Below are 23,634 nucleotides of genomic sequence, written 5' to 3' on the forward strand. Positions count from 1 at the left end.
AATTCTTAGGAAGCCTTGGGGAAAGATACATATGCGGCGTAGCCATGAAGAAGCTCTTACAGAGGCGAAAAACTGAAGGATGAGGCAGGGGGAACGAACAATGGGATTAATCGTACAAAAATTCGGTGGAACATCGGTCGGCAATGTTGAGAGAATCAGGAACGCTGCCAGCAGGACTGCAGAAGAACTGCAGAATGGCAATAACGTCGTCGTCGTCGTTTCAGCAATGGGCAAGACGACAGACCATTTAGTAGACATGGCAAATGAAATCTCAAGCGCACCATCAAAAAGGGAAATGGATATGCTTCTGACCACAGGAGAACAAGTAACGATCGCTCTTTTTTCATTGGCTTTGCAACAAAATGGGATAGAGGCTGTTTCTTATACAGGGTGGCAGGCAGGAATTCAAACCGAAGCCGTCCACGGAAACGCACGGATCATAGACATTGATACGGACAGAATCGAAAAAGAACTGAACAGTGGCAAAGTTGTCATTGTCGCCGGTTTCCAGGGAATAACGGAAGACAGTCAGATCACAACATTGGGGCGTGGCGGATCTGATACAACAGCAGTAGCGCTGGCTGCAGCTTTAAAGGCTGATAAGTGTGATATTTATACAGATGTGACAGGAGTCTTCACAACGGATCCGCGCTATGTAAAAAGCGCAAGAAAACTGTTGAGTGTTTCTTATGATGAAATGCTTGAGCTGGCAAACCTTGGCGCAGGCGTGCTTCATCCGCGAGCGGTGGAATTCGCCAAGAACTACGGGGTGCCAATCGAGGTAAGGTCAAGCATGGAAAAAGAAAGAGGTACGATCATCGAGGAGGAGAATGAAATGGAACAGAATCTAATTGTACGCGGAGTAGCATTTGAAGACCAGATTACAAGGGTGTCAGTTCTTGGCGTCAGCTCTTCATTAAAAGGGCTTTCAACGATTTTTACTACATTAGCCCAAAATCACATCAATGTCGATATCATTGTACAAAGCAGGACAGAAGCAGATTCCGCAAATATTTCATTCTCCATCAAGAGCAATGATCTTTCGGAAACATTAGACGTTTTAGAAAGCAATAAAGAACTTTTGAACTACAAAGCGATCGAATCAGAAACTGGCCTTGCTAAAGTATCAATAGTTGGTTCGGGCATGGTTTCAAACCCAGGCGTAGCGGCAAAAATGTTTGAAGTGCTGGAAGGAAGCGGCGTCCAAGTGAAGATGGTCAGCACATCTGAAATCAAGGTTTCTACCGTCATCGAGGAAAAACAAATGGTGAACGCGGTAGAATCCCTGCACGAAGCGTTCGAGCTATATTCAGAAGCAGTGAGAACGAAATAGATAGCAGGAAAAAAGCTTTCCAGGAACTGAAACTTAAAGCCTGGAAAGCTTTTTTCATTTAGAGCAGCTATTTGCCAATATTTTCTTTGGTATGTGCCTGCAAAAGAAATCGTGGCGAGATTAGATTACAAAAAAGGCTCATGTGCAGCAAAAGAGATATGGAACTCGATTGCCGGCATTAAATCATTCATTAATAAAATCATTCTTATCCCATTTAATTGTGAATTGGATTCTTGATGCCTTTTTATTGGGGTGTTCGAAGGCTTCGGCTGTTACTTTTTTCTGTTGTTCCATTTGCTGGGCGATGAATCCTGCTTCTAGCTGGAATGTGGTGTTTGGGTTGTTTTTAAGTCGGGAGGAAATCAGTTCGCTGCCAAGTTCAAGCACCATTTCTTTTCTTGATTCATCTTTGATGGTAAGTGTGCCCCAGCCTGCATCCTGAAAAAAGCGGATGGTCTCCTCCAGGGTTGATAATGGATATTTTCGGGCCAGGCGTTTCCCTGCCCAATAAAGGATTTCAGCGGTGTCCTTGCCTAGCAGTTCTGGAACAAGGACTTCTCGGATCAATTCATATCCGAAAGTGGAAACAGAAAGTGGCTCGCTTTCCGTTTTTTGCTCTGAAGTTGTTAATTCACTCATGTTCTCCCCTCTTTCTATTAATCTATTATAAACAATTTGCCGAAAAAACAACCTGTGATTATCAATTTAAAAGTTGTTAAATTTTAGATTGGCATTAGGAATTCTATTATTCATTTCCATGTTTATACCATACCCGAAACTTGATGAATCAAAAATTTAATCACACGGGAAATTTTTATCTGATGTATATATAGGCAATACTATTATTTTAATATACTCTTTAAAACGTTAAAATAATTAGAAAGTGGGATTTTTACAATATCAATATATTTTAAAAATTTTATTTATATAAACATTTTTATGTATACGTTTTCTTGACGCTCTAATATGATGGGAGTAAAATGAACATGTCACATAATTGTAAGAATTGCTTTGTTTTATGATGTTGGGTTTAATCATTCTATTAATTTAATAGTTGGGGAGAAAAGCCTTGACATCACGGCCAAATTTCAAGGGGGGTATACATATGGCGGGTAAACAAGAGTTTTATTGGCGCAGGCTGCATTCTTTGCTGGGGGTAATTCCAGTAGGTCTTTTTCTTATGCAGCACCTTGTAGTCAACCATTTTGCTACTGGGGGAGAAGAATCATTCAACAAAGCGGCTCATTTCATGGAGCAGCTGCCTTTCAGGTATTTTCTAGAAATATTCATTATCTTTTTGCCATTATTATTCCATGCAATCTACGGACTTTATATTGCTTTCACTGCTAAGAACAATATAGGTCAATACGGCTATTTCAGGAACTGGATGTTCATGCTTCAGCGTGTATCCGGTGTTATCACATTAATATTCGTAGCATGGCACGTATGGGAAACTCGTATCGCAGCTGCATTTGGTGCAGACGTTAACTTCCAGATGATGGAGACGATCCTTTCTTCCCCATTCATGCTATGGTTCTATTTAATCGGTGTCATCTCGACTACTTTCCACTTTGCTAATGGACTATGGTCATTCTTCGTAAGCTGGGGCATCACTGTAACACCTCGTTCACAAGTGATTTCTACTTACATTACAATTGGAGTATTCATTGCGCTTTCCATCGTGGGAGTTCGCGCAATTTTAGCTTTTGTATAAGCTTTTTTCATATTCACTATTGAATTAGGTCCTTTTTAGCCTTTAATTTATAAAAGAATTTCATCTGTATAGTGAAAAGAGCACGGTATCCATGAAACTTCTGCTAGATGTATTAATTACTAGGAGATATTCGTCGGATCGGATTTGAAAGACAGACATGGATTTAAGGGAGTGAGTCACGATGAGTAAAGGTAAGGTTATCGTAGTCGGCGGCGGTTTAGCTGGCTTAATGGCTACAATAAAGGCAGCAGAAACAGGAACGCCTGTTGAACTGTTTTCTCTAGTGCCGGTAAAGCGTTCACACTCTGTTTGTGCACAGGGCGGGATCAACGGTGCAGTAAATACAAAAGGTGAAGGCGACTCTCCATGGGAGCACTTTGATGATACAGTATATGGCGGTGACTTCCTTGCCAACCAGCCGCCTGTAAAGGCAATGGCTGAAGCAGCGCCTGGAATCATCCACCTTCTTGACCGTATGGGTGTTATGTTCAACCGTACTCCAGAAGGTTTGCTTGACTTCCGCCGTTTCGGAGGAACACAGCATCACCGTACAGCGTTTGCAGGTGCTACTACAGGCCAGCAGCTATTATACGCATTGGATGAGCAGGTGCGCCGCCATGAGGTTGCCGGCTTAGTTACTAAATACGAGGGCTGGGAATTCCTGGGTGCAGTTCTTGATGAAGCGGGCGTTTGCCGCGGTATTACTGCTCAAAACCTGACAACAATGGAAATCAAGTCATTTGCTGCTGATGCAGTCATCATGGCAACTGGCGGACCTGGAATCATTTTCGGAAAAACAACAAACTCTGTCATCAATACGGGATCAGCTGCTGCGATCGTTTACCAGCAGGGAGCGTATTATTCAAACGGTGAATTCATCCAAATCCACCCTACAGCTATCCCGGGCGACGACAAGCTTCGCCTGATGAGTGAGTCGGCTCGCGGTGAAGGTGGACGGGTTTGGACATATAAAGATGGCAAGCCATGGTATTTCCTTGAAGAGAAATATCCTGCGTACGGAAACCTTGTTCCGCGCGATATCGCTACACGTGAAATCTTTGACGTCTGCGTAAGCCAGAAGCTCGGAATCAATGGCGAAAACATGGTTTATCTTGACCTTTCTCATAAAGATCCTAAAGAGCTTGATATCAAGCTTGGCGGAATCATTGAAATCTATGAAAAATTCATGGGCGATGACCCTAGAAAAGTTCCTATGAAAATATTCCCTGCCGTTCACTATTCTATGGGCGGACTATGGGTTGACTATGACCAGATGACTAATATTCCTGGACTATTTGCTGCAGGTGAGGTTGATTACTCACAGCACGGTGCGAACCGTCTTGGTGCTAACTCATTGTTATCAGCAATCTATGGCGGAATGGTTGCAGGTCCAAATGCGATCCGTTACATCAATGGACTTGAAAAGAGTTCAGATGCTGTATCTTCTGCAATTTTTGATGAGCACGTACAGAAGGAGCAGGAGAAGTGGAATAACGTCATGACACTGGATGGCAATGAAAATGCATATGTCCTTCATAAAGAACTTGGTGAATGGATGACTGACAATGTAACAGTAGTCCGCTACAATGACAGACTGTTGAAAACTGATGAGAAGATCGTTGAATTGATGGATCGCTACAAGCGAATCAACATTAACGATACAGCAAAATGGAGCAACCAGGGGGCAGTGTTTACACGCCAGCTTCAAAACATGCTCCAGCTTGCACGTGTTATCACGATCGGTGCATATAACCGTAACGAAAGCCGTGGAGCACATTATAAGCCTGAGTTCCCAGATCGTAATGATGAAGACTTCTTGAAGACAACGATGGCGAAGTTTGTTGACGCAAATTCAGCGCCAGCTTTCCATTATGAAGAAGTTGATACTTCATTAATCACACCGCGTAAGCGCGATTATTCGAAGAAGAAAGGGGAGTAATGAAGCATGTCAGATAAAAGAACTGTCCGTTTTATAATAAGCCGCCAGGATACTCCTGATTCTGCCCCTTATCAGGAAGAATTTGAACTTGATTATCGTCCTAATATGAATGTCATTTCCTCATTGATGGAAATCCGCCGTAACCCTGTAAATGCAAAGGGTGAAGCTACGACTCCAATCGCTTGGGACATGAACTGCCTTGAGGAAGTGTGCGGTGCCTGTTCAATGGTCATAAATGGCCGTCCGCGCCAGTCTTGTTCCGCGCTTGTCGATCAGCTTGAGCAGCCAATCAGGCTTGAGCCTATGAGAACATTCCCAGTTGTGCGTGACCTTCAGGTTGACCGCAGCCGTATGTTCGATTCTCTGAAGCGTGTGAAGGCATGGGTTCCAATCGATGGTACTTACGACCTTGGACCTGGACCTCGTATGCCTGAGAAAAAGCGCCAATGGGCTTATGAACTTTCCAAGTGTATGACTTGCGGTGTCTGCCTTGAGGCATGCCCGAACGTTAACAGCAAATCAGACTTCATCGGGCCGCAGTCATTGTCACAGGTTCGCCTGTTCAATGCACATCCAACAGGAGCCATGAACAAAGGTGAGCGTCTCGAAACAATCATGGGAGATGGAGGACTTGCAAACTGCGGTAACTCCCAGAACTGCGTCCAGTCTTGCCCTAAAGGCATCCCATTGACTACTTCAATCGCTGCATTGAATCGCGATACTAGCATTCAGGCATTCAAGAACTTCTTCGGAAGCGATCAGGTATAATAAAAACGGAACCTCCTTTTCCAAATCGGAAGAGGAGGTTTCTTTATTAAAATCATGTTAAAAATTAGTTGTTTTTAAGATGCATTTCTTGGTTTTAAAACACTTAAACGAAACTGTTGTAACTATGTGCAACAATCTATGCGAAAACTGCCTGAATGAAAATTTTGTTCTTGAATGGCGATGTCAATCTAACTAAAAATTTAGTTCTTTTTAACAGGGCAAAAGTACTGGTATACTGATAAAAAAGACAAAATTTGGAGCGGAAAATGAGAGTGACGAAGATATTTGCGATATTAATTGTCATTAGCGGGTTAGTGGTTCTGGGAATCGGATTATGGCAGCTTTGGGACATAAAACAGCAGGAACGGATATCGCTAGAAGCAGCGAAGGAATTAGTTGAGGGAAATAAACCAAAAGTTAAAAAAGAAGAGTTTCTGCCTGAAACAGGCAAAGCATCGGGATTGCTGGTCATCCCTAAAATCAATGCTGAATTAGCCATTGTCGAGGGAACCGATCCAGATGATCTGGAGAAAGGCGTTGGCCATTATAAAGGCTCATTTTATCCAGAGGAAAATGGACAGATCGTCCTCTCGGGCCATCGCGATACAGTATTCCGAAAGGCTGGGGAACTTGAACTAGGTGATGTCCTTACAATGAAAATGCCATATGGAGAATATACATACGAGATTGTTGGAACGAAAATTGTCAGTGCGGATGATACGAGCATCATAACCCTGCAAAACTCAGAAGAAGAACTGATTTTGACAACATGTTATCCATTTAGTTATGTTGGGGATGCGCCGGACAGGTATATTATGTATGCCAAGAGAACTTCTGATGGCAAGTGAATATCAAAAAAAGTTTGCTTAAACCAGCCAGGTTCTAAAATTCTGGCTGGTTTTTCTAGTTCTTTAGGAAATTATAAAATTATTTAGTTGTGGTGAACTATATGTAGTCTTCTTAATCCAGCTCCAGCGCCTAGCCCCTCGAGTCGCTTCGGTCCGCCCAATGAAGTCAAAGAACGACTTCACCGGTCGGCCCTCCAGCGCTTGTCAAGGCTGAACGAGGCGCTTGCGCTTTTTGTTCTTTGAATTTATAGGCACTCAAAGTACTTTTGTTTTTTTTTGAATTTAAAATAGCCGCTTTTTATTTTAAATTTAATTAAATATATTTATAATAAAGAAAACAATGAATGTTCATTCATTTTTTCAGGAGGTAACATCATGAAGAAAATGGGATACGTTGAAGAAATCACAAGCTGGGAAGAGGAGTTTGAGTTTTTTTATAAAGTGAAAGTTAGATTTTCTGAAACAGATATGTTCGGCCATTTAAATAACACTGTACCATTTACTTATTTTGAGCAAGCGAGGATTGAATATTTCAAGAGCCAGGGATTCATGCAGGATTGGGTCAAGCCGGAAAATGAAACGATTCCTGTGGTTGCCGACCTGCAGTGTGATTATTTAAGCCAGATATTTTTTGATGAAGACTTGAAGATTTATGTGAAAGCTGATACGATCGGCAATTCCTCAGTCGATTTACATTACATGGCAAAAAAATCTGATGGTTCCATTTGCCTGGCTGGCCGGGGAACGATCGTGCAAATTTCCAAGAAAACCGGCAAGGGAGCAGCTTGGACGGAGGACATGAGATACTTGTTTTCGAAAAGCAAAAAATCAGCAGTTTAATAAGGTTTGGAATAAATTATGAAAAAACAGCACGAAGTCCTTTAAATGTTGTCACTTCAATTCTTTCCTTCACATAAGATATGTTGACTAAATTTATACCCACCCCGCAGTTCACAGCTGGCGAAGGCAAGGAGGGTTACAATACTTGAAGGAAAATGAATATACTCACAAGCCATTACTCACTAAACGCGAAAGAGAAGTTTTCGAACTGTTAGTACAAGATAAAACAACAAAAGAGATCGCTAGTGAATTATTTATCAGCGAAAAAACGGTTCGGAACCATATTTCAAACGCCATGCAAAAGCTTGGTGTAAAGGGGCGTTCCCAAGCTGTTGTAGAGCTCCTGCGTATGGGAGAGCTAGAACTTTAATCTAGACCGGCCGACCTATTGGGAGGCCGGTTAAGATGTTTATATGGGGTTAAAACAATGCCGCCAATACCTAAATATGAATTCTGTCTTGAAATTTGCTCGAAAAAAGTAGAAAATAAGGGCAATAGTATAAAATGTCATGTCAGCTTGTAAATCAAGTTTTATGGTAGATAAATTGGCGAACGCAATTATTTTAGGAGTTGTTACGGATGAAACTTGAAGGGATCGAAAACAATCAGGAGCTGGAGACGGTTGCTGATATCGAGAAAGATTTAAGGTACATATCGGGAATCATAAAGCAAAAGGGCCGTGAGCTTCTTAGCAATTACACGATTACACCTCCCCAGTTCGTTGCTTTGCAATGGCTGTTTGAGGATGGGGATATGACAATCGGCGAATTGTCGAACAAAATGTTCCTGGCTTGCAGCACGACAACAGACCTTGTTGACCGCATGGAGAAAAATGAACTTGTTGTCAGGGTAAAGGATCCGAATGACAGGCGGGTTGTTCGTATTCATCTTCTTACAGAAGGCGAAAGGATCATTGATGAGGTGATCAAGAAACGCCAATTATATCTTCAGGAAGTATTGAAAGATTTTTCCGGAGAGGAAATTCTCTCACTGAAGAATAATTTATCGAAATTACATCATGAAATGCGTGGAGAATGAGGCGAGTTTTTTGAACCAACCAATAGGAATCATTGATTCAGGTGTGGGCGGGTTAACAGTTGCCAAAGAAGTCATGCGGCAGCTGCCTTACGAACAGATCATTTATGTAGGTGATACTGCGCGCTGTCCATATGGGCCGAGGCCTGTGGAGGAAGTAAAAAGATTCACCTGGGAAATGACCCGATTCCTGCTTGATAAGAATATTAAAATGCTTGTGATTGCATGCAATACAGCAACAGCTGTCGTACTTGATGAAATCAGGAATGAACTGTCGATTCCTGTTCTTGGAGTCATTCAGCCTGGCGCGAGGACTGCAATCAAGGTTACGGACAATTATAGAATAGGCATCATTGGAACAGAAGGCACTGTAAAAAGCCGTGCATATGAACATGCACTGAAATCCATCAACCGCAAAACAGCGGTTGAGGCTCTCGCATGCCCCAAGTTTGTACCGCTTGTTGAAAGTGGGGAATACAATGGCACCCTTGCTAGGAAGGTAGTAACCGAAACTTTGGAGCCGCTGCGCAATCGCGGACTGGATACGCTGATACTCGGATGCACGCACTATCCCCTGCTTGAGCCTTTAATCAAAGAGGTCATGGGCAATGAAGTCAAGGTGATCAGCTCTGGAGAGGAAACCGCGCGCGAGGTCAGCACAATCCTTGGCCATAACGATGTGTTTGCGGACCGGGATGAACTGCCTGAGCATTCGTTTTATATCACCGGCTCCAGGACGATTTTTTCCAGCATCGCTTCACAGTGGCTTGAGATGCCGATCGTTGGTGTCGAGAAAATTAAATTAGGGTAAGGCAGACCTCCAGGATTGGAGGTCTTTTGTTTTAATAATAGGTTAAAAAAACTTTACAAAGACGGTCTAAAATATCCAAAGGCTCGTATACATGATAGTACAAACTGTCTTTGGAGGGATTTATATGTCAAAAAATAAAAAGGCTGTGATTGTTACTGCAGCAACATTGGCAACTACCGTTTTCCTGTCAGGCTGCGGGCTGTTCGGAGGCGAGGAGAAGAAGAAAATTGATCCGCCGCAGGATGTCACCTTAATGGAAGATGGGAAAGCAGCGGATGAGAATGTCTCTTCAGAAACGAAGCAGGATGGAAAGGAAGCAGTTGAAACTACAATCCAGACAGAACTGTATTTGATCGACAAAAATGGTTATGTTGTATCACAGGCTATGGAGCTCCCTAAAACTGAGAGCGTCGCCAAGCAGGCTCTTATGTATCTAGTTGCAGATGGACCAGTCCAGGAGATGCTTCCGAATGGCTTCCGGGCTGTCCTTCCAGCTGATACGCAAATGACGGTTAACATCAAGGATGGAACGGCTACAGTTGATTTCTCTAAGGAATTTGCAAACTATAAAAAAGAAGATGAGAAAAAGATTTTGCAGGCTGTGACATGGACGCTTACGCAATTTGACTCAGTTAATGATGTTAAACTGCAGATGAATGGCACACCGCTTGAAGAGATGCCTGTGAATGGCACTCCGGTAGGGGAAGAACTTAGCCGTGCTGACGGCATTAATATGGATAACTCAGACGTGGTGGACATTACAAATACAAAAGCGTTGACAGTCTATTATATTGGCGGTGAAGAAGGCGCATATTATTATGTGCCAGTAACCCGCCGTGTCAGCAATGACTTTAAAGATAACATCACTGCTATTGTGAACGAGCTGGTCGAAGGGCCTGCCTTTGCTTCAAATCTTTTATCAGAATTCCAGCCTGATGTAAAGCTGCTCGATGCTCCTAAGCTTGAGGGAGGAAAGGTTACGTTGAACTTTAACGAATCGATTTATGGCAGCTTTGAAGAAAAAATGGTTTCAGAGCATGTTCTTAACTCCCTTGTGCTGTCATTGACTGAGCAGACTGGCGTGGAAAGTGTAGCTCTTACTGTAAAAGGGGAAACGGACGTGGTGACAGAGAAAGGCGAGAAGCTTTCCGAACCAGTAACAAGACCTGAAAAAGTTAACACTGGTAGTTTTTAATAGCAAGATTTTGGTATACTAATTAAAGACATGTAAAGAGGCAGGCATCTGGCTGCCTCTTATTTATTGTGGCAAACGGGCAGATACAAATCATGCGTCTGCCTTTCATAATGCTAAGGAGGGCTTAATGAAAATGCGATTTGACGGGCGTGAACCCTTACAGTTAAGACCAATACATATTGAGACTGATTATTTGAAGCATCCAGAAGGCTCTGTATTGATCTCGGTTGGCGATACAAAAGTAATCTGCACAGCCAGCATAGAGGACAGAGTACCTCCTTTCATGCGCGGTGAAGGAAAAGGCTGGATCACGGCGGAATACTCGATGCTGCCGCGAGCGACCGAGCAAAGGAATATCAGGGAAGCAGCAAAGGGAAAAATTTCCGGAAGGACGATGGAAATCCAGCGCTTGATCGGCAGGGCACTGAGGGCAGTAGTCAATTTAGCGGCGATTGGGGAACGGACGGTTTGGATCGATTGTGATGTTATCCAGGCCGATGGAGGCACTCGCACTGCTTCGATTACTGGTGCTTATGTGGCAATGGCACAGGCGCTTTACAAGCTTAGCAAACAAAAAAAGCTATCTGCATTTCCTGTGAATGATTTTCTTGCGGCTACAAGTGTTGGGATATTGGAAAGCGGCCAGGCTGTGGTAGATTTGAATTATGTAGAGGATTCCGCAGCCCATGTTGATATGAATGTCGTAATGACAGGCAATGGTGAATTCGTTGAGCTTCAGGGTACTGGAGAAGAAGCAACTTTTTCATACAGCCAGCTGCAGGAGCTATTAAAGGCGGCGCAAGAAGGCATCGCAGAACTTTTTGAAATGCAGAAGGAAGCTCTCGGCGAGGAATTGGCAGCGAAGATTGAGGCTGCAAAAAAGAGATAGGGGAGATCTCAAATGGACACAGTCATAATCGCTACAAAAAATAAAGGGAAAGCCAAGGAATTTGAAAAGCTGTTTTTGCCAAAGGGACTGGCGGTAAGGACACTTCTCGATTATCCTGAGCTTGAAGACGTTGAGGAAACTGGAACAACGTTCGAGGAGAATGCGGTACTAAAAGCGGAGACAATCGCGAATGTTCTTGGCGTACGAGTAATTGCGGATGATTCCGGCCTAGAGGTAGATGCATTGGAAGGGCGGCCGGGCGTTTATTCGGCACGTTATGCCGGAAGCGAAAAAAATGATGAGGCGAACATCGACAAAGTTCTTGAAGAGCTTCAGAATGTGCCAGAAAACGAGCGTACTGCCAGATTTTGTTGCGCCTTGGCTATGGCGGAGCCTGGCATGGAGACGCTGACCGTCTTTGGAACATGCGAAGGCAGGATCCTGCGAGAACGGAGAGGGTCCAATGGCTTTGGCTATGATCCAATCTTTTTTGTAGAAGCAGAAGGGAAGGCGATGGCTGAACTGCCATCTGAAGCTAAGAACAAGATCAGCCACAGGGCAAATGCTATCAGAAAACTGGAAGTAGTGCTCGAGGAGCGGGAAGATCGCCATGAGTAAGGTTTTGATAGTCAGTGACAGCCATGGTTCAACGGAACTATTGGAGGGGATCGAAAAACTCCATGGAAATGAAGTGGAATTGATGATTCATTGTGGGGATTCCGAACTTGAAGAAGATGCTGCTGCCATTAAAAATTTCAGGTCCGTTAAAGGTAATTGTGATTTCTATGGCAAATTTCCTGAGGATGACACGCATGTGATAAATGGCGTGAAATTCTTTGTCACCCATGGGCATTTATATTCAGTAAAGACAACCCTGGTGAATTTATTTTACAAGGCAAAAGAATTGCAGGCTGATATCGTTTGTTTCGGGCATTCACATATTCTCGGTGCAGAAATGGTAGACGATGTCCTGTTTATCAATCCGGGCAGCATCCGGCTTCCACGTGGCAGGGCCGAAAGGACCTATGCAATCCTTGAACTGGACGAGGAAAAAGCAACATTGCAGATCTATGACTATGGCCATGGAGAAATGACCGGATTAAGGCAGGAATTTTCGCTTCACAAAACACAATAAAACAACTATAATATTTTTCTGAGGGGAGTTTACCGACTTCCCTCAAAAAAAGAATGAATTATTTTATTGACTTTTAGTTATTTGGCTAATATAATAAATCTTGTCTTTAAAAAACATTCATGTCCCAGTAGCTCAGCTGGATAGAGCACACGCCTTCTAAGCGTGCGGTCGGGAGTTCGAATCTCTCCTGGGACGCCATTTAAACTACATACCTTAACTCACCTTTTTCGAAAGGTGAGTTTTTTTTGTTTCCTTAAAATCCTGATCGTCTAAAACGCGAATAAGAAGAACATTTTTTTTATTTTTTTTGTTTTTTTTTGTTTTTTATAAATGTGAATATATCAACAATGTAAGCGTATACAAATAAACAAACTAATCTAAATTATCAAATAATTTGGAAAAAAGCTGTTGACGAGAGTTAAATAGGGGCGTAAGATAATCCTCAAATAAAAAAAACAAGTTGGCACCCCGCCAAAATGAAAGACAGTTTTATATCAATTATAAATTGAATAAAATTGTATTTTTTTAAACCTTAATTTTATTAATTTAAAGCGTCTAATCGTTAAAGGAGTGTTAAATTGTGCCCGATCAATGGATTTACTTAAACGGTGAGTTTGTCACCAAGGAAAATGCTAAGGTTTCGGTATATGATCATGGTTTTTTATACGGAGACGGTATTTTTGAAGGGGTACGGGTATACAGCGGCAACATTTTCAGGCTGGAAGAACATATGGACCGACTCTATCGGTCAGCAAAATCGATCATGCTGAATATGCCACACTCTAAGGATGAGTTCACTGACCTGGTTGTAGAAACAGTGGAACGGAATCAATTGCGAGATGCTTATATCCGAATCGTTGTGTCCAGAGGTGTTGGGGACCTGGGATTGGATCCTTATAAGTGCCCCAACGCGAATGTGGTCATCATTGTTGAACCACTGGCTATTTTTCCAAAAGAATTATATGAACGAGGTCTCGAAATCGTGACTGTCGCGACAAGAAGGAACAGGCCGGACGTCTTGAGCCCTAAAGTAAAATCACTGAACTACTTAAATAATGTCCTGGTAAGGATTGAAGCCCATCTGGCAAACGTCAGTGAGGCACTGATGCTGAACGACCAGGGTTATGTTGCAGAAGGATCCGCTGATAACGTATTTATCGTCAGCGGGAATGTATTCATGACACCGCCGGGGTATGTAGGGGCGTTAGAAGGAATCACCAGGAATGCAGTCATCGAAATAGCGAAAAATCTTGGATATGAGGTAAAGGAGGAACCGTTTACCCGTCATGATGTTTACACAGCGGATGAAGTTTTCCTAACTGGCACTGCCGCAGAAGTGATTGCGGTAGTAAAAGTAGACGGAAGAGTGATAGGGGAAGGAGTGCCAGGGAGCCACACACAAAATATTTTGCGTGAGTTCAGGGCAAGAGTCGTCGCCGAAGGAGTTCAGGTATATCCAAAAAAAGCTCATCAAGTCAGCTAATTGAATAAAGAGAAAGCGAAGACAGGGACAAGTAATTTTTTGCGATCAGCATGGACAGAGAGCCGGGATAGCTGAGAACCGGTGATGCCGCATTGAATGAACTCACCCTGGAGCGCCAGTTTGAAAGGAACCCTAGTAAAACTGGTCGAGTGATTGGCACTCGTTATCAAAAGCCGGCAGCAGCAGCTGCCACGAGTGCACGTGTAATCGCGTGAAGAAGGGTGGTACCGTGGAACAGGAGATAAAGCCTATTCCATCCCTTTGCCTGGTAAGCCCGGGCATATGGAGATGGAGCAGGCTTTTTTATTTTGAAAAAAGCGTCAGATTGGCCATGCGCCATGCATTAAAAAATGGGAGGTTCGATAAATGGAAGCTGCCTTGAAGGAAACGAAGGCTAAAACCAGTGAATTAAGCGGTGCGGACTTGCTGCTTAAAGCTTTGGAGAAGGAAAACGTCGAAGTCATTTTTGGTTATCCAGGAGGTGCTGTCCTTCCGATCTATGACAAACTCTATGATTCTAAAATTCTTCACGTCCTGCCAAGGCATGAACAGGGAGGAATCCATGCTGCCGAGGGCTATGCGAGGATCAGCGGCAAGCCGGGAGTTGTGATTGCCACATCTGGACCGGGAGCGACCAACATTATTACAGGACTTGCGGATGCGATGATGGATTCATTGCCGCTCGTAGTATTCACAGGCCAGGTAGCGACAGGGGTAATTGGCACAGATGCCTTCCAGGAAGCTGACATACTCGGAATCACAACTCCTATTACGAAATACAACTATCAAATCCGGGATACGAAAGATATTCCAAGAGTGATCAAGGAAGCCTTTTATATCGCGACTAGCGGCAGGCCCGGACCGGTAGTGATTGATTTTCCGAAGGATCTGGCAGCGGCAGTGTCGGAGGAGCCTGCTGAGCAGGATATTTTCCTGCCTGGCTACCAGCCGACCACTGAGCCGAATTTTCTCCAGGTGAGAAAGCTCGCAGAAGCAGTCAGCAGGGCGAAGCGGCCGGTAATTCTCGCCGGAGCAGGCGTCCTCCACGCCAAAGCGTCGACCTTATTAAAGGAATATGCAGAGCAGCAGAAGCTTCACATTGTCCACACGCTTCTAGGATTGGGCGGCTTTCCTGCAGGGCATGAACTGTTTCTCGGAATGGCGGGGATGCATGGCTGTTATGCAGCGAATATGGCGCTCCATCAATGTGACTTATTGATTAATATAGGGGCCAGGTTTGATGACCGGCTGACCGGCAACTTAAAGCATTTTGCTCCAAATGCAACAGTGGCTCATATCGATATCGATCCAGCCGAAATCGGAAAAAACGTACCGACTCACATTCCGGTAGTAGGTGATGCAGGTGAAGCGCTGCGGCAATTGATCAGGCAGGTAGGCAATCCGCCGGAACAAGATGAGTGGAAAGAAACGATAACATCGTGGAAGCGGGATTATCCATATCACTATGAAAATACGGATCTTCTTAAACCGCAAAAGGTCATGGAGCTTCTTTTTGAAAAAACAGCAGGTGAAGCAATTGTCGTCACCGATGTCGGCCAGCATCAAATGTGGGCTGCACAATATTACCAATTCAAGACAGCTGACCGCTGGGTTACCTCAGGTGGGCTCGGGACAATGGGCTTTGGGCTCCCGGCAAGCATAGGCGCTCAGTTCGCAGATCCATCAGCTTGTGTAGTGGCGGTACTTGGGGATGGCGGATTCCAAATGTCCACTCAGGAATTGGCGGTCATAGCAGAATATCAGCTTCCAATCAAAATTGCCATTTTCAATAATAAGGCGCTCGGGATGGTAAGGCAGTGGCAGGAAATCTTTTATGATGCCCGATATTCCCATAGCAAAAACCCGGTACAGCCATCATTTGTAAAACTGGCAGATGCCTATGGCATAAAAGGTTATGAAATCCACACTGAAGCAGAAGCACATGCGATCTTGAACGAGGTGCTGAATGACAATGAGCCAGTGCTGCTCGATTTCAGGGTCGATGGTGAAGAAAATGTGTATCCGATGATTGCTACAGGTAAAGGAATCCACGAAATGGTGGGAGTGAAGAAATGAAAAGAATCATAACAATGACAGTGTTGAATCGGCCGGGAGTATTGAACAGGATTACGAATTTGTTTACAAAAAGGAATTATAATATCGAGAGCATTTCAGTAGGGCTTACCGAGCAAGAGGGAGTTTCGCGAATGACATGCGTAATCCATGTGGAAAATGACAGGATGGTCGAGCAAATTACAAAACAACTGAACAAACAGATCGATGTCCTCAAGGTTGCTGATATAAGTGACCAGGCGATTGTCGCCCGTGAACTTGTTCTTGTAAAAGTACCTGTCCTGCCTCATAACCGTTCAGAAATTTACTCGATCATCGAGCCATTCCGGGCTTCCGTGATAGATGTAAGCAAGGATAGCATCATTATCCAATTGACAGGTGAAACGGAAAAGATTGAGGCTTTCATCGACTTAATCAAACCTTATGGGATAAAGGAAATGGCCCGGACTGGAACAACCGCGTTTCCTAGAGGAAACCAGCGTGTCAGCCAGCAAAAAGCATTTTCATTTGTTTGATATAGATTCTATTAAAAATAAATTTTCTTTTAGAAAGGGAGAGGGAACATGGCAAAAATGTATTATAACGGTGACGCGAATGAGGCTTATTTTAACGGGAAAAGAGTGGCGGTCGTGGGTTACGGCTCACAGGGCCATGCACATGCACAGAATCTTCGGGACAGCGGCGTGGAGGTTGTCGTCGGTTTGAGGCCGGGTAAGTCATGGGATAACGCCGTACAAGATGGGTTCGAAGTTAAAGCTGTTGCTGAAGCGGTGGCTACATCAGATGTTGTCATGATCCTCTTGCCTGATGAACGCCAGACAGCTGTATACAAAAACGAGATCGAACCCCAGCTGACGAACCAGGCTGTCATGTTCGCCCACGGTTTTAATGTCCACTTTAACCAGATCGTACCTCCTGAAAATTGTGATGTATTGCTTGTCGCTCCAAAGGGACCAGGGCATCTTGTCAGAAGGACCTATGAGGAAGGAGCCGGCGTGCCAGCGTTATTTGCGGTCCACCAGGATGTTTCGGGAGAGGCAAGAGAACTGGCGCTTGCATATGCGAAAGCAATCGGCGCTTTAAGAGCGGGGGCACTGGAAACGACCTTCAAAGAAGAAACCGAGACGGATTTGTTCGGCGAGCAGGCAGTGCTATGCGGCGGGTTGACTTCACTTGTAAAAGCAGGCTTTGAAACACTTGTGGAAGCGGGCTATCAGCCAGAATTGGCCTATTTTGAAACGATGCACGAACTGAAGCTAATTGTCGATTTAATGTACGAAGGCGGACTTGAAGGAATGCGCTATTCCATTTCGGACACAGCACAATGGGGAGATTTCGTCAGCGGTCCGAGAGTCGTCAATGACCAAGTAAAACAAGAAATGAAAAGAGTGTTGACAGATATTCAAGAGGGCACATTCGCAAAAGGCTGGATTGCAGAAAATGAGGCAAACAGGCCTGTATTCAACGCAACTAATGAAAAAGAAAACCGACACCAAATTGAGGTGGTAGGAAGAGAACTGAGAAAGATGATGCCTTTTGTCAATAAACAAAAGCAGAGAGAAGTGGCTGCCAGTGCAAAAAATTAAAATCTTTGACACGACTTTGAGAGATGGAGAGCAATCGGCCGGGGTCAATTTGAACTTCTCGGAAAAACTGGAAATTGCAAAACAGCTAGAGAGGCTGAACGTCGATATTATTGAAGCTGGATTTCCTGCTGCTTCAAAAGGAGACTTTGCTTCAGTAGCGGAAATCTCGCGTGAAATCAAAGATTGTTCAGTGACAGGACTGGCACGCTCGGTACTGACAGATATTGATGCGGCCTGGGAGGCGCTTAGATACGGGGCAGAACCGCGACTGCATCTGTTTATCGCAACGTCTCCCATCCACAGGGTGCACAAGTTAAAGCAGACAAAGGCTGAAGTGCTTGAAACAGCAGTAAGGACAGTGAAATATGCAGCCGCAAAATTCCCTGTCATCCAGTGGTCGGCTGAGGATGCATGCAGGACCGAACTTGATTTCCTTGCAGAAATCGTTGAAGAGGTGATCAAAGCAGGGGCGAAGGTCATCAATATTCCTGACACTGTCGGCTATATCTCGCCGGTGGAATACGGCAGCATTTTTAAATACTTGCATGATCATGTTCCTTCTATTAGTAAAGTTGAACTTTCGGCTCACTGTCATGACGATCTGGGAATGGCCATTGCCAACTCGCTTGCTGCGGTGTCAGCTGGTGCATCCCAGGTCGAAGGAACGATTAACGGGATAGGCGAAAGGGCAGGAAATGCGGCTTTGGAAGAATTCGCTGTAGCCCTTCATATCCGTAAAGATTTTTATCAAGCAGAGACGAGGATGAATCTTAAGGAAATCAGCAGAACAAGCAGCTTAGTCAGCAAGCTTACCGGAATGGCTGTCCCGGCAAATAAAGCTGTAGTTGGCCGTAATGCATTTGCCCATGAATCTGGGATTCATCAGGATGGCGTACTGAAAGAGAAAACAACATATGAAATCATTTCTCCCGAGCTCGTCGGCCTGCAGAATAACTCAATGGTTCTTGGAAAGCATTCTGGACGGCACGCCTTCCGCAATCGTCTGAATGAGATAGGACTTACGGTGCCAGAGCAGGATATTAACCATCTATTCTCTGTATTCAAGGAACTGGCCGACCGCAAAAAGGAAATGACAGACGAGGATTTGGCTGCAATCATTTTGGAGGAGAAGCTTTCAAAGGAACAGCAATATTACCGGCTTAATTCCATCCAGGTCCAGTACGGAACGAACCAGGTGCCAACTGCGACAGTAACCCTTTACGGGTGTCAAAATGAGATCATCCAAGAGGCCTCAACAGGTTCCGGAAGTATCGAAGCTTTATATAATACGCTTGAAAAATGCTTGAAGGAATCTGCCAGTTTGCTTGATTACCGGATTCAGTCTGTTGGAGCCGGAAGGGATGCTCTCGCCCAGGTATATGTGAAACTAGAGTTTGGCGGCATCGAGACGAGGGGAAGAGGCCTTGCCCAGGATGTGCTTGAAGCATCGGCAAAGGCTTACCTGAATGCAGTCAATAGAGTCCTATATATAGAAGAAACAAAGAAAATAGCAGTCAACGGTTAGTCTGGATACAAACAACAAAACCACTAAAAAATTGGAGGCGAAGGATATGGAGAAAAGGATCGCAGTCCTGCCAGGCGATGGCGTAGGCAAAGAAGTAAGCAGGGGGGCGGTCAGCATCCTCCAGGCCGTAGGTGAGCTTTTTGGACATAAATTTCATTTTGCATATGGCGACATTGGCGGAGGAGCAATCGATGAATACGGAACGCCGCTGCCTCAGCACACATTCGACCTTTGCAAAGAAAGCGACGCGGTCCTTTTAGGGGCCGTGGGAGGTCCAAAATGGGATCGGCTTCCAGGACATCTTCGCCCCGAAAAAGGTCTGCTGAAAATCAGGAAGGATCTTGGCTTGTATGCTAATGTCCGCCCGGTACAATACTATTCTAGTATTTCAGGCGTTTCCCCTCTTCGTAAGGAAGTCATTGAAGGTGCAGATATGGTCGTTGTCAGGGAATTGACTGGAGGCTTGTACTTTGGGAAGCCAAGCGAGAGGTCAATGCAAAAAGGGGAGGCTTCTGTAGTCGATACATTATTCTACCAGAAAAAAGAGATTGAAAGAGTCATCCGCTATGCGTTCGAATTGGCATCTGGCCGAAGGAGCAAAGTGACATCAGTGGATAAAGCGAATGTTTTGGAATCAAGCCGAATGTGGCGTGAAACGGCAGAGGAAGTAGCAAAGGACTTTCCTGGTGTACATCTTGAGCATATGCTCGTCGATAATGCGGCGATGCAGCTGATCAAGAATCCGCGCCAGTTTGATGTGGTTGTCACCGAGAATATGTTTGGTGATATTTTAAGCGATGAAGCATCTGTGCTGACCGGATCACTTGGCATGCTGCCATCTGCGAGCGTAGCGGTTGAAGGGCCATATCTTTATGAACCGATTCACGGGTCAGCTCCTGATATTGCAGGGCAGAACGCTGCAAATCCAATCGCGATGATCCTTTCGGCAGCAATGATGTTAAGGATGTCCTTCGGTATGGCAGAGGAGGCTGAGGCTGTCGAAAATGCCGTAAAGCAGGTGCTGGATTCAGGCAGCAGGACTCGTGATATTGCCGACTTTGGTAATGTTACTATCACAACTGAAGCAATGGTAGAGGAGATCAAAGCAGCGCTTATGGATAACGAAGCAATCCTGAATATCATGAGCGCCTATGCTTAATTAAAACTGGAGATTCAATCAAAGGGGGAGGCTGCTTTTGGGAAATACAATCATCGAAAAAATTTGGGAAAAACATGTCGTCCATCGGGAGGCCGGAAAGCCTGACCTGGTTTATATCGATCTTCATCTGGTTCATGAGGTGACCTCCCCACAGGCATTTTCAGGACTGAGAATGAAAAATCGACCGGTACGGAGGTCGGACCTGACTTTTGCTACCATGGACCATAATGTCCCAACAGTCAACCGAAATCAGATTGTTGATCCTGTTGCTAAAAACCAGATGGATACATTAAGGAGCAATTGCCTGGAATTTGACATTCCCTTGGCTGATCTGGATAGCCCCGACCAGGGAATCGTCCATGTAATTGGTCCTGAGCTTGGTTTGACGAAGCCGGGAATGACGATTGTCTGTGGAGACAGCCATACTTCCACACACGGAGCTTTCGGGTCATTGGCCTTCGGGATTGGAACAAGTGAGGTCGAGCATGTCCTTGCAACACAAACTCTTTGGCAGGCAAAACCGAAAACGTTGAAGGTGGAGGTTTCTGGCTCGCTCGGCCCAGGAGTGAGTGCAAAGGATGTCATCCTGTATATCATCAGCAAGCATGGAGTCAAATTCGGAACAGGGTACGTAATCGAATTTTGCGGAGATGTCATCAAGAATATGTCGATGGAGGAAAGGATGACGATCTGCAATATGTCGATAGAAGGGGGAGCTAAGGCGTCAATTGTTGCCCCGGATGATAAAACGTTTACTTACTTGAATGGAAGGAAATATGTTCCCGAAGGTGATGACTTCCTGGATAACATCCTTGAATGGAAGCAGCTTGAATCTGACGATGATGCTGAGTACGACAATGCGATCGAGATTGATGGAAACGAAATCGCCCCGATGGTGAGCTGGGGTACGAACCCATCGATGACAGCACCAGTTAATAGCAGGGTGCCGTATTTATCCGAATGCGACACTGAGGCAGAAAGGAAAGCGGTCCAGAGAGCATTTGAATATATGGGACTAGAAGAAGGACAGCAAATTACAGATATCAATGTGACAAAGGTTTTCATCGGCTCATGTACGAATTCAAGGCTCGAGGACCTCCGGGCAGCCGCAGAAGTCATCAGGGGCAAAAAGGCAGCAGCGGGAGTCCAGGCAATTGTTGTACCTGGTTCCCAAAATGTCAAAAAAATGGCTGAAGAGGAAGGGCTCGCCCAAATTTTTATGGAAGCGGGATTTGAGTGGAGAGAATCGGGCTGCAGCATGTGCCTGAGCATGAACGCTGACATTGTAAATCCAGAGGAGCACTGTGCATCCACCTCGAACCGGAACTTTGAAGGAAGACAGGGAGCTGGAGCGAGGACGCATCTCGTCAGCCCGCAAATGGCAGCCGCGGCTGCATTGCATGGACATTTCGTTGATGTCAGAAATCTAGCTGCAGTGGAAGTTTAGTTGATAGAACCTAAGAGGAAAGGAGCCTGGTATGTCTAGTTTTAAAGAAATGACAGGAAAAGCCGTTGCGATGGATCGGACAAATGTGGATACAGATCAAATCATTCCAAAGCAATTTCTTAAACGGATTGAGAAAACGGGTTTTGGACAATACCTGTTTTACGACTGGCGCTTCAAACCCAATGGAGAGCTGAATGAAAATTTTGAACTTAACCTTCCGGAAAACCATGGTGCATCTATTTTGATTGCCAATGAGAATTTCGGCTGCGGTTCATCACGGGAACACGCTCCGTGGGCATTAATGGATTATGGCTTCAAAGTTATTATAGCTCCGTCCTTTGCCGATATATTCCACCAAAACTGCCTGAAGAACGGTGTCCTTCCGATTGTTTTAAAGGAGGACGAAGTAGCATACTTGCTAAAACAATCACGCAAACAGCCGTATGAACTGACTGTTTCTTTAGAAAATAAGTCAGTACTTGGCTCAGATGGATTCAAAGCAGAATTTGACATACATCCCTACTGGTACAATATGCTGCTGAATGGGTGGGATGAAATTGAATTGACGCTGCAATTGGAAGAACGCATAAGAGAATATGAAGCGGAACATTCAGGTAATAGTACACGAATTTCATAAAAAATCGAAAGATTCACAAGCCCTGCTTGTGAATCTTTTTGTTTTTTCGGTGTTTCATGCTACACTTTTCGAAAAGAACAGGGATTTTACATAAGCGGTATAGAAAAGAATTCAAAAAAATAGTAGGGCGGTATGTATATGAATAAACGGGATTCAAAAAAGGACAATGTGATCCTGTTTCCCGGTCTTGAAAAGCGCTTGTTAGAAAAAGGCCTTGATTACCTAAAACAGAAAAAGTACAGGGATGCCATCCAATATCTCGAGCAGGCACTAGAGCATGATCCCGAAAATAGCGATATTTATGTTGGACTTGTACTGGCTAATTATGAAGCAGGATACGTCAAGCAGGCAAAACAGATTGCCGCTGAGATGCTCAAGAGCGGATTGGGTGATTATATTCAGGTAATTGACCTATACCTGATGATCCTTGTCCAGTTAAATGAATACAATGAGATAGTGACTACTATAGAAGCTCTTCTCGAGGAAAGGGAAATCCCGACTGACAAGCATGAGCATTTTATGAGATTGCTTGATTTCGGCAGGCGGATGCTCGACGGCGAGATGGATGCGGGGAATGCCGAAGTTTTCGAGAGGGCATCCGAGGAGCAGCTGCTTGGTTTATTCAACTATAAGGATCCAAAAGACCAGATCATGGTTGCAGCAAGGCTCGCGAAGGAAAATATCCGTCCTTACATAAAAGAAATAACAGAGTATGTTGCTTCTGAGGAAGGCCATCCTTTTCAGAAAACAATGCTGCTCAATATATTGAAAGAGCAGGAGTACGCTGAGGAAATAGACGTACGCAAATTTGGCTGGGAGAAATCATTCATTCCGGCAAAGCTGCCTGAATTGAAGGATTTCATCGGGACGAACGATGTCATTCAATTGCTAAGCAGTCAAATTGAGAGTGAGGATCCTGTATTATTCGAGAATGTACAGAGCCTCATTGAGAGACATTTCTTTTTGATTTTTCCATTTGAGCTGCCGAATGGCTCTGCGGAGGCATGGGCTGCAGCCTATCATTTTACGGCCAATCAGTATTATGGATTCGAGGATCCGCTCGAGTCTTTTGCTGAAATTTACAATAGTACGAATGAAGAAGCTGGCCAGGTCCTGGTTTTTATCCGGACGCTAGAAGAAATTTCTTACCCGATAATGTAGTCCTAGCTGTTGAAACAAAATGAACCTGTGTTATAATGTAGTGGTTGTATTATGTA

At 44.4% G+C, this 23,634-nt stretch carries 23 protein-coding genes, 1 tRNA gene and 1 other annotated feature; of the genes, 23 read left to right on the top strand and 1 reads right to left on the bottom strand.

Annotated elements, in window-relative coordinates:
• Positions 1–100: 100 nt before the first annotated feature.
• Complete coding sequence (locus tag M3204_RS05090) at positions 101–1,333, top strand: aspartate kinase (protein WP_251479223.1); 1,233 nt, start codon at positions 101–103, stop codon at positions 1,331–1,333.
• Between the two features lie 183 nt (positions 1,334–1,516).
• On the opposite strand, the gene M3204_RS05095 is transcribed toward M3204_RS05090, so the two are convergent.
• A complete protein-coding gene (locus M3204_RS05095; RefSeq protein WP_251479225.1) occupies positions 1,517–1,972 on the bottom strand; it encodes a YslB family protein in 456 nt (151 codons plus the stop codon).
• Positions 1,973–2,438: 466 nt separating this feature from the next.
• Between M3204_RS05095 and M3204_RS05100 the strand changes: the two genes are divergently transcribed.
• The 22 genes from M3204_RS05100 (at position 2,439) to M3204_RS05205 (ending at position 23,578) form a co-directional block, all read left to right on the top strand.
• On the top strand, positions 2,439–3,047 hold the full coding sequence (locus tag M3204_RS05100; RefSeq protein WP_251479227.1) for a succinate dehydrogenase cytochrome b558 subunit: 609 nt from the start codon (positions 2,439–2,441) through the stop codon (positions 3,045–3,047).
• Between the two features lie 181 nt (positions 3,048–3,228).
• Positions 3,229–4,986 (top strand): succinate dehydrogenase flavoprotein subunit, encoded by a 1,758-nt coding sequence (gene sdhA / locus M3204_RS05105; protein WP_251479229.1) that lies wholly within the window; start codon positions 3,229–3,231, stop codon positions 4,984–4,986.
• 6 nt (positions 4,987–4,992) lie between these two features.
• Positions 4,993–5,754, top strand: coding sequence for a succinate dehydrogenase iron-sulfur subunit (gene sdhB / locus M3204_RS05110; protein WP_251479231.1), 762 nt, complete (start codon positions 4,993–4,995; stop codon positions 5,752–5,754).
• A 272-nt stretch (positions 5,755–6,026) separates the two neighbouring features.
• A complete protein-coding gene (locus tag M3204_RS05115) occupies positions 6,027–6,602 on the top strand; it encodes a class D sortase (protein WP_251479901.1) in 576 nt (191 codons plus the stop codon).
• Positions 6,603–6,977: 375 nt separating this feature from the next.
• A complete protein-coding gene (locus M3204_RS05120) occupies positions 6,978–7,442 on the top strand; it encodes an acyl-CoA thioesterase (RefSeq protein WP_251479233.1) in 465 nt (154 codons plus the stop codon).
• A gap of 145 nt (positions 7,443–7,587) precedes the next feature.
• A complete protein-coding gene (gerE, locus tag M3204_RS05125; RefSeq protein WP_019154738.1) occupies positions 7,588–7,812 on the top strand; it encodes a spore germination transcription factor GerE in 225 nt (74 codons plus the stop codon).
• Between the two features lie 209 nt (positions 7,813–8,021).
• Complete coding sequence (locus M3204_RS05130; RefSeq protein WP_251479235.1) at positions 8,022–8,480, top strand: MarR family winged helix-turn-helix transcriptional regulator; 459 nt, start codon at positions 8,022–8,024, stop codon at positions 8,478–8,480.
• A gap of 10 nt (positions 8,481–8,490) precedes the next feature.
• Positions 8,491–9,288, top strand: coding sequence for a glutamate racemase (racE, locus tag M3204_RS05135; RefSeq protein ID WP_285856913.1), 798 nt, complete (start codon positions 8,491–8,493; stop codon positions 9,286–9,288).
• A 124-nt stretch (positions 9,289–9,412) separates the two neighbouring features.
• Positions 9,413–10,483, top strand: coding sequence for a GerMN domain-containing protein (locus tag M3204_RS05140; RefSeq protein WP_251479239.1), 1,071 nt, complete (start codon positions 9,413–9,415; stop codon positions 10,481–10,483).
• A gap of 133 nt (positions 10,484–10,616) precedes the next feature.
• Positions 10,617–11,372, top strand: a complete 756-nt coding sequence (rph, locus tag M3204_RS05145) for a ribonuclease PH (RefSeq protein WP_251479904.1) — start codon at positions 10,617–10,619, stop codon at positions 11,370–11,372.
• A 12-nt stretch (positions 11,373–11,384) separates the two neighbouring features.
• Positions 11,385–11,990 carry an XTP/dITP diphosphatase gene (locus tag M3204_RS05150; RefSeq protein ID WP_251479241.1) on the top strand — a complete coding sequence of 202 codons (606 nt, stop codon included), beginning with the start codon at positions 11,385–11,387 and terminating at the stop codon, positions 11,988–11,990.
• A complete protein-coding gene (locus tag M3204_RS05155) occupies positions 11,983–12,507 on the top strand; it encodes a metallophosphoesterase (RefSeq protein WP_251479243.1) in 525 nt (174 codons plus the stop codon). The genes M3204_RS05150 and M3204_RS05155 overlap by 8 nt, the downstream gene beginning before the upstream one ends.
• A gap of 121 nt (positions 12,508–12,628) precedes the next feature.
• A tRNA-Arg gene (locus tag M3204_RS05160) sits at positions 12,629–12,705 on the top strand.
• A 382-nt stretch (positions 12,706–13,087) separates the two neighbouring features.
• The gene (gene ilvE / locus M3204_RS05165; protein WP_251479245.1) at positions 13,088–13,990 is read left to right on the top strand and encodes a branched-chain-amino-acid transaminase; all 903 of its coding nucleotides are present in this window, start codon (positions 13,088–13,090) and stop codon (positions 13,988–13,990) included.
• 9 nt (positions 13,991–13,999) lie between these two features.
• Positions 14,000–14,254, top strand: a binding site (T-box leader).
• Positions 14,255–14,356: 102 nt separating this feature from the next.
• Entirely contained in the window at positions 14,357–16,066 is a 1,710-nt protein-coding gene (gene ilvB, locus M3204_RS05170; protein ID WP_251479247.1) for an acetolactate synthase large subunit, read from the top strand.
• Positions 16,063–16,578 (top strand): acetolactate synthase small subunit, encoded by a 516-nt coding sequence (gene ilvN / locus M3204_RS05175; protein WP_251479249.1) that lies wholly within the window; start codon positions 16,063–16,065, stop codon positions 16,576–16,578. The genes ilvB and ilvN overlap by 4 nt, the downstream gene beginning before the upstream one ends.
• Before the next feature lie 48 nt (positions 16,579–16,626).
• Positions 16,627–17,649 carry a ketol-acid reductoisomerase gene (gene ilvC / locus M3204_RS05180; RefSeq protein WP_251479251.1) on the top strand — a complete coding sequence of 341 codons (1,023 nt, stop codon included), beginning with the start codon at positions 16,627–16,629 and terminating at the stop codon, positions 17,647–17,649.
• Complete coding sequence (locus M3204_RS05185; RefSeq protein WP_251479253.1) at positions 17,636–19,174, top strand: 2-isopropylmalate synthase; 1,539 nt, start codon at positions 17,636–17,638, stop codon at positions 19,172–19,174. Before ilvC ends, M3204_RS05185 begins: the two co-directional genes overlap by 14 nt.
• Before the next feature lie 46 nt (positions 19,175–19,220).
• A complete protein-coding gene (leuB, locus tag M3204_RS05190) occupies positions 19,221–20,333 on the top strand; it encodes a 3-isopropylmalate dehydrogenase (protein WP_251479255.1) in 1,113 nt (370 codons plus the stop codon).
• Between the two features lie 37 nt (positions 20,334–20,370).
• Positions 20,371–21,780: a 3-isopropylmalate dehydratase large subunit gene (gene leuC, locus M3204_RS05195; protein ID WP_251479257.1), complete on the top strand. Its 1,410-nt coding sequence runs from the start codon at positions 20,371–20,373 to the stop codon at positions 21,778–21,780.
• Positions 21,781–21,811: 31 nt separating this feature from the next.
• The gene (gene leuD, locus M3204_RS05200; RefSeq protein WP_251479259.1) at positions 21,812–22,417 is read left to right on the top strand and encodes a 3-isopropylmalate dehydratase small subunit; all 606 of its coding nucleotides are present in this window, start codon (positions 21,812–21,814) and stop codon (positions 22,415–22,417) included.
• 138 nt (positions 22,418–22,555) lie between these two features.
• Positions 22,556–23,578, top strand: a complete 1,023-nt coding sequence (locus tag M3204_RS05205) for a tetratricopeptide repeat protein (RefSeq protein ID WP_251479261.1) — start codon at positions 22,556–22,558, stop codon at positions 23,576–23,578.
• Positions 23,579–23,634: the final 56 nt, after the last annotated feature.

It is taken from the genome of Mesobacillus subterraneus (assembly GCF_023715485.1).
In the GTDB taxonomy this organism is placed as follows: Bacteria; Bacillota; Bacilli; order Bacillales; family Cytobacillaceae; genus Mesobacillus; species Mesobacillus subterraneus_B.